The organism is bacterium (Candidatus Blackallbacteria) CG13_big_fil_rev_8_21_14_2_50_49_14 (assembly GCA_002783405.1).
GTDB lineage: Bacteria > Cyanobacteriota > Sericytochromatia > UBA7694 > UBA7694.
Genome location: PFGG01000040.1, coordinates 43,868 through 56,609 on the forward strand (window position 1 = coordinate 43,868; position 12,742 = coordinate 56,609).

Below are 12,742 nucleotides of genomic sequence, written 5' to 3' on the forward strand. Positions count from 1 at the left end.
TATGATGACGTTGTTTCTTCCCACCAAGACCCGCGAAATCAAGATCGAAGGGGAATTCAAGGTCGAGCATCCGCAAACTCAACGCCCGATTCAGTGTAAAGGTCTCAATCTTGCCTATAACGCCAATGAAACGGAAGCCACTTTGACTGCGGTGTTCACGGTGCATGCGCGCAGTCTGCGGGATATTCAAGCGATTTTTGGGGTTTTGCCCCAGGATCAAGAATTGAAGCTGGAGATGGACCCCGCAGTATTGCAACATTATCAGGCTGAATTTTTCGCCGCAGAAGATGAATCGGCTTTTCTTCGAGTTGGAGATGCTGCGTGCTTCTTTCTCCAAAACTATCATCTCAAGTCTGAATAGTCAGCGCTGAAATGAGCTTTGCCTGCTCCTGTGGATAGGCTTGTGTCTGTTTAAATTCTAAGCTCTCGGTACGGAGACTGCGAAAAATAGCTGCCGAGAAACTGCGTGCAGGTTCGAATCGGGGCAGAGTGTTGGGTGTCTCCATGGGAGACAATCCAAAATTCCAAACAGGGAAGCTGGAGGGTTTGTAAAATCTCAACCAATTCAGGCCAATAACGTGCCAGTCCGAGATGGGTGACCAGGATCCCGGCTCCAGAGCGGGCGAGTTGAATCTGAGCCAGCAAATGATCCGTGCGCAGACAGAAATCACTGGGCTGGAGTGGAAAGCCTAAATTTCCTGCGGCATCAATCATTTGAAAATCTTCATCAAAGCCAATCAAATCATGCTGAAGCAGTTCTTCGGGGCTGTGGGGGATTCCCTTGCGCTTGAGATAATCTGGGTGGGCGAAAAAACCCAGCGGCAGATCTGGCAGGCGGCGTGCCAGAAGCTGGTTCTGCTGGGGGCGAAACATGCGCAGGGCAATATCGGCTTCGCGTTTGTTTAGGGAACTGGCTTGATTGGTGATCAGCAGTTCGATCTGAATCTCAGGGTATTGAATGCGAAAGGCTGCAAGTGCGGGTGGCAAGAGATAGATACCTACGATTTCATTGGCTGAAATCCTGACTGTACCCTTTAGGTCTTCGACCAGACCGCTTGCCTGACGCTGAAAATGATCGGCGGCTCCCATCATTTCGTTTGCCGATTCCCACAGGGCCTGTCCAGCCGGGGTCAGTTTCAGGCCCTGGGTGCTGCGCTGAAAGAGCTGGGCCTGAATTGCCCTTTCCAGGGCTTGAATATTGCGGCTCAAGGTGGGTTGTGAAAGTGCCAGTTGGCGGGCCGCCGCAGAAAGTGAACCTGTGGCTGTGGCGTGATAAAAGCAGCGAATCCACTCCCAGTTCAGATTTTTGCTATTCATTTTTGTATAGTATATCTCCATTTTTTGTCATTCAATATTCATATAAGAATAATCATACTGGTTTTAAGCCTCTGATATAAAGTCTGCTGAAAAAGCCTGACTGAAGGGCTGAATGAAAACGGATCTGAAAGGGATCTCTTTATGAAAACCGCATTGATTATGGGTATTACAGGTCATTTTGGCAAAGCTGTTGCGCTTGAACTGCAAAGCCGGGGCTGGCATTTGAAAGCACTGTTGCGACCTGAAACTTCAGCGAAAGCAGAGGTGTGTCAAAGCTTAAGTCAAGAATTCCCCACATTGGAAATTATTTCTGGGCAGGCCAGCCAGCTCGAAGATGTCCATCGGGCGGCTGAGCAGGTTGAGCTGATCGTCTATGGTGTCAATCCACCAGGATATGATTGGAAAAACAAAGCGCTGCCCTGGTTGGAACAAGCCGCCCGCGTGGCAGAGGAAAAACAATTGACCTTGCTCTTTCCTGGCAATGTGTATGTCTTCAATCCTGAACAGGGGCCTTGCTTTGATGAAAATGCGCAGATTCAACCGATTACTTCAAAAGGCCAAATTCGCCAGCAGATGGAGGCCCGTTTGCAAAGCGCTGCCGAGAAGGGGGCCCAAGTGATCGTAATCCGTGCGGGCAATTTTATTCCTGCGGGCAAAGGATTTTCCTGGTTGCAGCTCTTGATTAAAACTTCAGCCAAAAAGCGGGTTTTGAATTTTCCGGGCCCAGAGCAGACGCGTCAGGCCTGGGCCTATCTGCCTGATTTGGCTAAGGTTGCGGCTGAACTTGTTGAACGGGCCGATGAACTGAAGGGCTATCAGGTCTTTCATTTTGAGGGGCATACGCTCAATTTTGCAGAGTTGTCTCAATCTCTTCAAGCCATTACCTCTCAGCCGCTGGTATGTAAAAACTTTTTCTGGCTGCCGTTTCAGTTCTTGAAACCTTTTTCTCCGCTTTTTCAAGGGGTGCTCGAAATGCGCTATCTCTGGCAAAAGGAAGTTCTTTTGGACCAAAGCAAGCTTTTGCGTTTTCTTGGCCATCAGCCAGAGCAAACGCCCCTCCAACAGATCCTTTCCGAGCTGCTGGCTTAGCTCCTTTTCTGTCGGCCTGCGTTTTAAGCTGAACCTGCAGGCTTTTTCGCGATTTGATTCAAACGATCACTGGCTTGCTGTCTCAGTTCTCTGACTGCGAGACGAGATTCTTGTTTAGAGATGGCTTTTTTCTTTAGTTTTACATCCTTGGCCAAGCCCCTGAAGACGTCTGAGACTTTATCGATGGGGGTGGTCTCTGTTTTTTCCCAGGCACTGAAGCGCAGCATGAATTTCGTCAATTCATCTCCAGAGCGGCTGGTTTGAATCAGTGAGCGCAGAATGCTCTGACTGGCCTCGCCCAGACTGTCCTGTTTCATGACCTGATCAAACAGACGCTGGCGCTGGTCAGGTGACATGTCAGCCATTTCGCCTTTCAAACTTTCGACTTGGGCGGTCAGGGCAAGTTGTCTTTGGAGCAATTCCTGATGACGTTCTGGGCCCAAGGCAATAAAACGATCCAAAATCTTACCTGAAACTTTTGCCACAGCCGTTTCGCTGCTGTGTACTTCTTTAAAATGGGACATATAATCTGTTTTGGCAACTTTCGGGGCATGTTTGCCAGAGGGGCTCAAAAGTTCAGTTTGCGATTGACTCAGGCTTGTCAGTTCTGTTTCCAGGGCGGTTAATTTTTGGCTGTATTTCTCAAATAATTCAGCGGATTTTACCCCTGAAGCTTTGAGCGCCTTTTCAAAGGGTTTTGTCGATGCCAGCGTACCGTCAAAATAGTGGGTATCCACCAAACGCGCCAGTTCAAGTTTTTCAGTGTCTGTCGTTCTGGGAACCAGCTTTGCAAGATCCTCAATACTGACCTGTTTCAAAATCTGTTGCACATAGGTGGGGTGGTTGTCTTCGGCGGCACTCAAGAGTTGGAAGACCTGTTCGACCCCTGCCCGGCCATTGTCTTCGCGACAAATTTGTGTAATCAAACGCGAAAGTTCAGGTTTCTTGCCCAAATCTGCTCCTGAAGTTTCCAAATCTGCCAGCGCTTTATCCATCACGCGGTTGATCATTTCGTTGCGAATATTGGGCAGGTCAAAGATTTCTTCAGGGGAGGTATAGATTTTATTTGGAAAAACCGAAGGCCCAGCTTTGACTAGGTTCTTCATGATATGGATGCGACCTTCTGCTGTTTCCAGTTGTGCATCCATATCTTTTTCAAGGCCTTGTATCATGGCGTCGACTTTCCGTGTCAGGCGGCCGACTTCATCGGGATCTAAGACCTTATCCCGTTCAAGATCGGCTCTGATCTGTTTGAGTGCGATCACCTTCTGTGCCCCGACATTAAAACGATTCCAAGTATCTCCCCCCGCACGGGCCATGGCATCTTGAACCCCAGCGACACTCGCTGAGCCGGTCTGTAGCAGTTCGACCATTTGATCTTTGCGTTTGGGGGCCAGAAAGCCTTCTACACCCAAGGCATCTATTTTGGATTCATGAATATCGCTGTTGACTTCTACTTTGACAAGGTCTGCACTTTCACCTATCAAACGTTGTAAAGAGGCCACCCGTGACATTTCTTCCTGCCCGACCACGGGCACAATACCATTGGCGAGAAAATCGGCAACAGCTTCTCCCTGTCTGCGGCGAATATCATCGCTATTGCCCTTATCAGGCTCAAGCTCTGATTCAATCTCTTTGAGCGTTGTGAGCAAGGTTTTGATCTCTTCGGGGGGAATATTCAGCTCCCTTTCGATAATGACCAATGAAAAAGCGAGCGTTGATTGTGTGGGCGCTGCTGAATCAGGGGCTGCCTCTGTTGCTTCAGGAACAGCCTTTGTTGCATCGGGCACTGCTGATTTTTGGCGACTTTCTTGTATTTTATCGACAAGTTCGAGGGCTTCATCAATTGTTGTGGGTTTGCTGAGTGATTCTGGAGCGGCTTTTCCTATTTGATCAGAAAGCTTGACCAACTCTTCTAAGACGGCAGGGGTAATCTCAATTTTTAAGGAGACAGAAGTACTGCCGAATTTATCATCTTTTCGATCGGGAACAACCAGCCGGTTGGGGCTCATGCTTCTTCCCAGCATTTTATTGACCCGATCGAGATCTTCGCTAAGATCTGCTGCCGCTGTTTTGGAATCGCTGATTTTGTATTGTGCTTCCACCCCAACAAACTCAAAGGCCTTGTCTTCCCTGTCGGGGACGCTGACCAGGCGATCGACATGTTTTACGCTGAAATGATTGCTGCGTTCTCCTGAAATAACAGAGGAATAGCCAGCAGATAAACTGTGCTCCACTTCACGGTGAATTTCTCCATTGCGAACCACGATCGATTCAGAGCTGGTTCTTGAGATCGAGGCATCCGCCAGGGTGGCACTGGCTGTGCCTGTCAGTTCTGTGGATTTGCTCGCGCCCATTGAGACCAGACGGGCAGACTGACTGCCCATATTAAAGGCCGTAAAATCAGCCTGTTGTTTGCTCAGATCTTGGCCGATATATTCTTTGGGATCTGGGATATTAAAGGGGAGTTTTCCTGTTTCAAGAAAGGTTTTCAGCGAAGCATCGTCCATTTCAAATTCATAAAAAACAACAGAATCAATTTTTCCCTCTGCAGTCAGCGCAAAGGGGCCCACCCCGGCACTGACTTTGCCCCCCACCGCAAGATTCGAGGGTTCAATGCGTACCCGGTATTTTAAATCTGGATTTTCAGGGGTGGGGGCGATGGCTTTGATATTGGTAATAAATTCAGTTTCAACGGTAATACCTGCTGAAACTTTGACATGACTGTTGGGCTCAACGACGCCCACACTCACGCCAATCGACATCTGTCCACGAAAGGCGATTTCATCGCCCTCTTTGAGCAGAGCAGGGTTGTCCGCGATTTCACTTTGTGTGGGAAGATGTTTGTTGCGAAAATCAAATTGAGATTCCCCGTCTTCGAGCTTGCGGGCATAGATCACATCCCGGCAGCGCGAAACAGCCAGACTGCCTGAATAGGCCAGGGCTTCGGTGCCTGAACTTACACCGATCCCTAAATCAATCTGACTTTTTTGGGCACAGGCAAAACGTCCATCGGGAAGTTCCTTGACCTTTCGCTGTTTCGAGCCTCCTAATGAGATCCCGAGGGTGAGGCCTGAGTCTCCGACATTACTGACACTGCCTTTGATACGGCCAAAGAGACCATTGGGGGTTGCCCAGACGCCGATCCCCGCGCTGACTTCATTTTTGACCTCAAGGGGGGCCTCTGAGGTCTCTGTTTCGGTGGGCTCTCCTGGAATCAGGGCTGTTTCTGTGGCCTTGGCTATTTTCGTGGTTTTTGAGGTGCCTGATGCGGCTGAAAGATCGGAAGCCCCTTTGCCAAACAAACTTTTTTCTATTTCAGGCCCGGTTGATGTTTTTTCGATTGTTTTTGAGGCTTCGTGAAGTTCTTCCGGTGACTTTTTTACAGCCAGTGTTTTGGTATCGTCCTGATCCTGCTGGCTGCCTGTTGGAGCCGGGCTGTTGGGGGTGGTTTCTGTAGGCAAGGCAGCAGGGAGCGAGGCCGGGGTTGTTGTTTCCGTTTTTTTTACCTGGGGCTTGGCTGTGCCAGGAGTCAAAGGGAGAGGGGCCTGTCGACTGATCTGCTGCATGAAGATGCGCCTTTCTTGACAGAAATGAATTACCTGAAATTATCTCATATTAAATGCCTATTTCCTATGGCTGAAATAGAGCGATTTATGGCCCCTCAAAGTGGGTGAGCGCTTGTAAGCTGAGCGAGAGCTTGGTAGCATGCATCAGATATACAACAGGGGAAAAATAAATGGCCAATGGTCTGATGGCTTTATCCGCCTTTGAAAATCAGATTCAGAATCTGCAACGCAATCGACAGGAGCGCTCTGCAGACGCTTATGACCAAGGCATTCAGGCCCTGCAGGAAGCAAAAAACAGCAAGTTTAAAGATAAAGAGGCCCTTTTGAAAGCCTGTGATTTGCTGTTTTTATCCTTGAAAAATAACCGCAAAAATCCAGATCCTTTTCTGGCCTTGGCCTATGTACTGATTCTGATGGGCGATACCAAAAAGGCAATCCGTTATCTGAAAGAAGTTCAAAAAATCGAGCCTGAAAATGAGCTCGCATGTAAACTGTTTCAAAGTATTCTTGAATCTCAGAAAATGATGCTTGAAAAGCCAGAAAATTCAAGTTTTGTTTCTTCATCTGCCAGTGAAAGTCAGGAGCCCAGTACGCTTTACGATGCAATGGAAAGTGAGATTCAAACGTTTTTAAAACAGGTTAGGGCAAATCAGAAACCGGTTTTGGTGTGTCTGAATTCAGAAGCTCTTGAAAGCCTGAAAACAGAATTTCAAATTTTGAGCGAAGCGCTGAACCGTTTTGATCAGCAGATTAAACAGCTTGAAGCTTCACTGGATGTAACGCCCTTATACCTTCTCTTGCGGCCGATTGAGACCCTGATTCTGAACTATCAGCGCGCGATGAATCAGAGTCGCAGCCTGCAGAAACTGTCGGCTGATCTGCTAAAGACCAAGCAGGAAACCCTGAGCATGATCCAGGCTGTGAATCAAAACGGGCAATCTGTGCAGCCCGAACTTGAGATCCTTTTGGATACCTGTGATACTTTTGCGGATCGGCTCGATGAACTGGAAGCAAAAAAGATTGATATCCAGGTGCTGCTTTTGAGCTATGAAGATTTACTCAAACATGTCAGCTTTCTTCAGGATGTGTGTGATGAAAAGTTTTGAGTCTGCCGCGCTGAAAACAGACAGGGGTCTTTTTCTCGTTATCTGAACGGCTCCACCCTGCCGACTTCTTTTAACCAGAGCAGAGTGCTCCGTCTTGTGAAATGCGAAAACACCTGAACGGTTTGGGGAAGACACTCTTTGTTTGATTGAGGAACAGGGGGTAAGGGTAAGTTCATGCTTTCTCCTGAATGAGAGGGGATTTGAATTTAGCCTGCTCAAAACCTGAATTCTGAACTTGAAAAATGATTTTTTTTGCTGCTTTTGACGATAAGATTTGGATAGGTTGGAATAGACTGTGGCGGGAAATTTTTTTGAGGTGTGAAGATGGTAAAAAAAATTCTGTGCGCTCTTTTTTGGCTGGGTCTGACTGCTGCTCCGGTTTGGGCCGAGGCTCCGCTCGGAGATTTTCGCTGTGTGGGCAGTAATCCTGGGCAGCAAAAACCGTATAAGGGCTATGTGCATATTGAAAAGTCAGGCGAAACCTATACCGTGCTCTGGCGTTTTGGCGCAACAACGTATATTGGCACCGGCATAGAGCAAGGCGATGCCTTTGCTGTGATTTTCTCCAAAACCGAATCTACCAACTATGGCTTGATTCTTTTCCGCAAGGACAAAAAAAAGGGGCATTGGATTGGGCGCTGGACGCAACCCGGTAGCAAAGCCGTGGGAAGTGAGGTTTGGGGCAAGTAAATCTGTCAGTTGGCTGACAGATCAATATATACCGCTTGGGGTATCCTGTTCGCAGGCCCTGCATCATGGAGTATGATGTAGGGGTAACACCCCGAAAGGATTTTGAAGATGTCAGATAAAATTGAAAATGTGATTATTATTGGTTCTGGCCCGGCTGGCTATACGGCTGCGATTTATACTGCCCGCGCCAATCTCAACCCCCTGATGTTTGAAGGCTATATGTCCGGTGGACAGTTGATGACCACCACCGATGTGGAAAATTTCCCTGGTTTCCCTGAAGGGATTATGGGCCCTGATTTGATGATGAAACTGAAAGAGCAGACCGAGCGTTTTGGCACCCGGGTGGTGACCCGTGACGTGACCTCTGTCGATTTTTCTCAACGCCCGTTTAAAGTTGAAGTCGAAGGCGAAGTGCATCTTGCCCACAGCGTGATTATTTCCACGGGAGCCACTGCCAAGCTGATGGGATTGGAGTCTGAAAAACGTCTGATGGGGCATGGTGTTTCGGCCTGTGCGACCTGTGACGGGGCTTTTTTCCGTGAAAAAGAAGTCTGTATTGTCGGCGGGGGCGACAGCGCCCTTGAAGAAGCCAATTTTCTGACCCGTTTTGCCAGTAAGGTTTACGTGATTCACCGCCGTGATAAATTGCGTGCCTCTAAGATCATGCAGGATCGGGCCATAGAAAACCCCAAAATTGACTTTATTTGGGATACGGTGATTGAAGAAATTATCGGCGATAAAAAGGTCAGTGCCGTGCGTCTGAAAAACCTGAAAACTGGCGAAACCCATGAAATGCCGATGGATGGTGTTTTCGTAGCGATTGGCCACCGTCCCAATACTGAATTGTTTAAGGATTATCTTGAAACCGATGAGGTGGGTTACCTCAAGGTAGACGGCGCAAGCAGTCGTACCAATCTGCCCGGAGTTTTTGCTGCTGGAGACGTACACGACCCCAATTACCGCCAGGCGATTACGGCTGCCGGCAGTGGCTGTAAAGCTGCGATAGATGCCGAGCGCTATCTGGAAAGTTTGGGCCACTAAGCTTTTCAGGTGTTTTTTACGAAACACTGAAGCGCTTCGCTTTAAAAATCCCCACGAAATGGGTTCTTCTTTTTTCGTGGGGATTTATTTGAAACCCTCTTGTTTTGGGGCTGATCCGCCGATTTTAGGATCGGCTCTGGCACAGTCGCAGAGTTCATGTTAAGATGAGGTAATAACGACTTAGTCTCGATAAAATCAGGCGTTAAGGAATAATCACCCGATTTAACCTGAGATCAAAGTCTTTCCATCAAGTGGAACCCGCCAATTGCGCAAAGATCGTCACAGTAGGCAGATCAATCACAGGTAGAGGTAAAACATAGCGACTATGGCTGATAAGATTCTTTTAGTGGATGATGAAGAGTCCATCGTTGAATCAATTGAGTATGCACTCAAGCAGGAAGGTTTTGAGGTTGTCTGCGCCCACAATGGCCAGGATGCCTTGCAAAAAGTTCAGCTTGAGAAACCCAATCTGATCGTTTTGGACCTGATGTTACCTGAACTGAGTGGTCTGGAAGTTTGCCGTATGCTCCGCCGTGAGCGTAACGAAACACCGATCATTATGTTGACAGCCAAAGGTGAAGAAATTGATCGCGTGATTGGTCTGGAAGTGGGTGCTGATGATTATCTCGTCAAACCCTTCAGCCTGCGCGAGCTGATTGCACGGATCCGGGCTTTGCTGCGCCGCAGCAAGAGTGCTGAAGTAGACAGTGCACAGCCCGAAACCCACCGCTATGAAGATTTGGAAATGAACCTGACGGAGCACAAGGTGACTGTACGCGCCAAGCCCGTTGAACTTTCTCCCAAAGAATTCAAGATTCTGGCCATGTTGATGTCCAGCCCGAACAAAGTATTCTCCCGCGAAGAACTGCTTGAGCAGGTCTGGGGTTTGGATTTTTACGGCGATACCAAAACCGTAGACGTTCATATCCGTTGGCTGCGTGAGAAAATCGAAGCCGATCCCAGCAATCCCCGTTATGTTCAAACGGTGCGTGGTTTCGGCTATCGTCTCGGGGGCTAAGCGGGGCCGTGGCCCTTGTTCAAAGCGGGGTGCTTTTGCTGGATCTGGCAGGCCAGATCCAGTCGGCAGACCCAGAAGCCCAAGCCATCTTGGAATCAGGTTCTGAACTGATTGGCAAATCTCTGGCTGAGCTTTGGCCTGATTCTCCTTTGCCCAGTCTTTGGGCAGAAGCCAGTACAGGTCAGGAGGCTTCTCAAGAGTTTGTCACGAACTGGACAGCACGCCCCAAGAATATTTTCGTGAGCTTGAGAGCTTTTTCTGCGCAAGAGCGTGGCTTTCTGGTCTTGATTCAGGATCTAAGTGCTGTGCGTCGGCTTGAATCGATTGAGCGTGAGTTTATTACCAATGTCTCACATGAATTGCGCACCCCTCTGACCTCGATCAAAATGGCTGCCGAATCTTTGCAAATGGGTGCGATTGTCAATCCCAAGCTCAAAGATAAATTTCTTTCCAATATTCAGCGCGAAGCCGATCGTTTGACCCGCTTGGTCAATGAGCTGATTATTCTCGCCAATATTGAAGAAACCGGTACTTCTTTACATATTTCAGCCTTTGACCTCTTTGAAGTGCTGGACGATGTTTCATCGACCATGTCGCATCACAGCAAGGTCAATGATATTGATATGGTCAATGATTACCCCAGCAGTCTGCCGATCATCAGTGCAGATCGTGATCGTCTTTCACAGGTGCTGATCAATCTGGTCGACAATGCGATCAAATGCAATCGCCCCAATGGTACGGTGACCCTTCACGCCCATGTGGAGGGAGAGGAAGCCGTGATTGAAGTGACCGATACTGGGATCGGAATCCCGAAAATCGACCTGCCCCGAATTTTTGACCGCTTTTTCAGAGTGGACAAGGCCCGCTCCCGTGTGACGGGCGGCACTGGTCTGGGGCTTTCTATTGTCAAAGATATTATTGAAGCGCATGGTGGCACGATTTCGGTCAATAGCGTGGTCAATATTGGCACGACGTTTACGATTCGTTTGCCGCTCAAGGCCCGTGTTCACAAAGACGTTGACTAGTTCTCCCAGCTGATTTCATCTAAGACCTGCCAATGCTTGCGGCTATGACGCAGCAAAAAAAGCCGCTTGTCTTGGCCCTGGCTCAGATAGAGCAGGGCTTTATTGCCGGCTGGACTGATTCCCGGACGGCTGATTTGCAGAAAACTGCCTGAAATTTCAGCATGCTTTTCGGCGGGATAAATTTCACGCGGATCCCATTCTGGGGTGCGCAGAGCATTGAGAATCAGCAGGTTTTCAGGGGGCATCAAACCATAATCCAGTCGCAGGCGAGAAACCCTTTCGATATTCTGTTTTAAGCTTTTGAGTTCGGGCAGCAGGCAGGAATTTTGCGCTTTGTTTCGAAAATCCGCAATCAATTCCTGTTCTTCAGTCAATTCTGGAGCTGAAGCCAAGGTGCTTTGCAGACCTTGCTGCTCTAAAGGGCTCAAGTTTTGCAGGGTACAGGTTTCGCTTAAGAGATAATGAGGAGCGGGGAGCTCTCCGCAGGCATGGTGAAGGGCCGTGCTTAAAATTTCGGCCTCGCCGTTTTGCCAGAGATTCCAGTTCTCCAATCCTTCATACAGTCTTTCTAATAGCACGATAAACACGTAGAGTGCGCAGAAACGCTGCTTGCAGCGCGGGCAATCCGGGGCGATGGGCTGGAGGCCTTTGCGGGTTTGGTAGTTTTTTTTCCTTTTTTCGCTCTCCTGTTTATCCCGTGCCGTCCATTGCAGCACATGGTTTTGTAAAATCTTTCCCAGTTCGCTCAGTACAAAGCCTGTTTTCTTTTCTTGCAGGATCTTTTCTTCGGCCAGCATCTGTAAGAATTTCTGGGGGGTGGTGCAGGCTGTGGCGAAAAGAGGGTTCTGGGGTTGAACCTGTGCCTGAAAATCTGCTGGCGAGAGCGGTTCTTCGAGCAGAGATAAAACATGGCAGGTGGCCAAATAGAGATTCATCATAGAGCCATCATACTTCATAAGTTTGTGCTTTTCCAAGATATGTTATTCTGACTCAAAAAGAGGAACAGGACAGATGGATTTAGGGCAATATTTTGCTGGCGCAGGGCATAGCTTGCAAGGGCTCAATGCTTTGGTGACCGGCGCTTCTTCAGGAATTGGTCTGGCCACAGCCTGCCAGTTGGCAGCACAGGGGGTAAACCTTAAATTGGTGGCCCGTCGGTTGGAGCGGCTTGAAAAGATCAAACAGGCCCTGGCGGAGCGTTTTCCAGCGGTTTCAATTGAGATTTTGGGAGCAGACCTGGCCCAACCCGAGAGTTGGCAGCGCTTGGAGCAAGCGGGTTTTTATACGGTAGATATTCTGGTGAACAATGCTGGTTTGGCGCGGGGGCGCGACAAAGTCGTGGATTCAAGCTGGCAGGATTGGCAGGCGATGATCGATCTGAATATTTCTGCGGCGTTTGAAGTGACCCGCCGGGTGGTGCCTGGCATGCTGGCGCGCGGCCAAGGAGATATTGTCTGTTTGGGGTCTGCTGCCGGACAGATCCCCTATGAGGGAGGTTCTGTTTACTGTGCTTCAAAATACGCGCTGCGGGCTTTCTGTCAGGTTTTGCGGCGTGAAACCTGTGGTCAGAATCTGCGTGTGATGCTGATTTCACCGGGCATGGTGGAAACCGAGTTCAGTGTGGTGCGGCTTGGCCAAGAGGCAGCACAAAAGGTCTATGCGGGCATGCAGCCCCTGACGCCCGCCGAGGTCGCCGCCCAGATTCTCTTTGCTCTGCAACAGCCACGCCATTTGAATTGGGATGAACTGTTGCTGATGGCCACAGCCCAAGGCGGGGTGGAAAAAGTCGTCAGACAAATCGAAAACTGAGCTTTTGCGGGAGTTCTTTTACCCTTTGTCAAAAAAGAAAAAATTGTTTACATTTCTTTTACGCTGGGTATATAACCG

General features: G+C 48.9%; 11 protein-coding genes. 8 read left to right on the plus strand and 3 right to left on the minus strand.

Annotation, left to right across the window (positions count from 1 at the left end; translation table 11 throughout):
- Position 1: 1 nt before the first annotated feature.
- Positions 2 to 361, plus strand: a complete 360-nt coding sequence (locus tag COW20_09140; protein ID PIW48521.1) for a hypothetical protein — start codon at positions 2 to 4, stop codon at positions 359 to 361.
- Positions 362 to 411: 50 nt separating this feature from the next.
- On the opposite strand, the gene COW20_09145 is transcribed toward COW20_09140, so the two are convergent.
- A complete protein-coding gene (locus COW20_09145; GenBank protein PIW48522.1) occupies positions 412 to 1,317 on the minus strand; it encodes a LysR family transcriptional regulator in 906 nt (301 codons plus the stop codon).
- A gap of 141 nt (positions 1,318 to 1,458) precedes the next feature.
- Here COW20_09145 and COW20_09150 point away from each other — a divergent pair, with 141 nt between their 5' ends.
- Positions 1,459 to 2,406 (plus strand): NAD-dependent dehydratase, encoded by a 948-nt coding sequence (locus tag COW20_09150; protein ID PIW48523.1) that lies wholly within the window; start codon positions 1,459 to 1,461, stop codon positions 2,404 to 2,406.
- 23 nt (positions 2,407 to 2,429) lie between these two features.
- On the opposite strand, the gene COW20_09155 is transcribed toward COW20_09150, so the two are convergent.
- Positions 2,430 to 5,975: a hypothetical protein gene (locus COW20_09155; protein ID PIW48524.1), complete on the minus strand. Its 3,546-nt coding sequence runs from the start codon at positions 5,973 to 5,975 to the stop codon at positions 2,430 to 2,432.
- 170 nt (positions 5,976 to 6,145) lie between these two features.
- Between COW20_09155 and COW20_09160 the strand changes: the two genes are divergently transcribed.
- From COW20_09160 to COW20_09180, 5 genes are all read left to right on the plus strand, one after another.
- The gene (locus COW20_09160; GenBank protein ID PIW48525.1) at positions 6,146 to 7,081 is read left to right on the plus strand and encodes a hypothetical protein; all 936 of its coding nucleotides are present in this window, start codon (positions 6,146 to 6,148) and stop codon (positions 7,079 to 7,081) included.
- Between the two features lie 324 nt (positions 7,082 to 7,405).
- Complete coding sequence (locus COW20_09165) at positions 7,406 to 7,771, plus strand: hypothetical protein (GenBank protein ID PIW48526.1); 366 nt, start codon at positions 7,406 to 7,408, stop codon at positions 7,769 to 7,771.
- Between the two features lie 108 nt (positions 7,772 to 7,879).
- The gene (gene trxB, locus COW20_09170; GenBank protein PIW48527.1) at positions 7,880 to 8,812 is read left to right on the plus strand and encodes a thioredoxin-disulfide reductase; all 933 of its coding nucleotides are present in this window, start codon (positions 7,880 to 7,882) and stop codon (positions 8,810 to 8,812) included.
- Between the two features lie 325 nt (positions 8,813 to 9,137).
- The gene (locus COW20_09175; protein PIW48528.1) at positions 9,138 to 9,830 is read left to right on the plus strand and encodes a DNA-binding response regulator; all 693 of its coding nucleotides are present in this window, start codon (positions 9,138 to 9,140) and stop codon (positions 9,828 to 9,830) included.
- 8 nt (positions 9,831 to 9,838) lie between these two features.
- Positions 9,839 to 10,855: a PAS domain-containing sensor histidine kinase gene (locus COW20_09180; protein ID PIW48529.1), complete on the plus strand. Its 1,017-nt coding sequence runs from the start codon at positions 9,839 to 9,841 to the stop codon at positions 10,853 to 10,855.
- On the opposite strand, the gene COW20_09185 is transcribed toward COW20_09180, so the two are convergent.
- Positions 10,852 to 11,793 (minus strand): hypothetical protein, encoded by a 942-nt coding sequence (locus COW20_09185; protein ID PIW48530.1) that lies wholly within the window; start codon positions 11,791 to 11,793, stop codon positions 10,852 to 10,854. The genes COW20_09180 and COW20_09185 overlap by 4 nt on opposite strands.
- A gap of 73 nt (positions 11,794 to 11,866) precedes the next feature.
- Here COW20_09185 and COW20_09190 point away from each other — a divergent pair, with 73 nt between their 5' ends.
- The gene (locus COW20_09190) at positions 11,867 to 12,664 is read left to right on the plus strand and encodes an NAD(P)-dependent oxidoreductase (GenBank protein ID PIW48531.1); all 798 of its coding nucleotides are present in this window, start codon (positions 11,867 to 11,869) and stop codon (positions 12,662 to 12,664) included.
- The last annotated feature ends 78 nt before the right edge of the window (positions 12,665 to 12,742 follow it).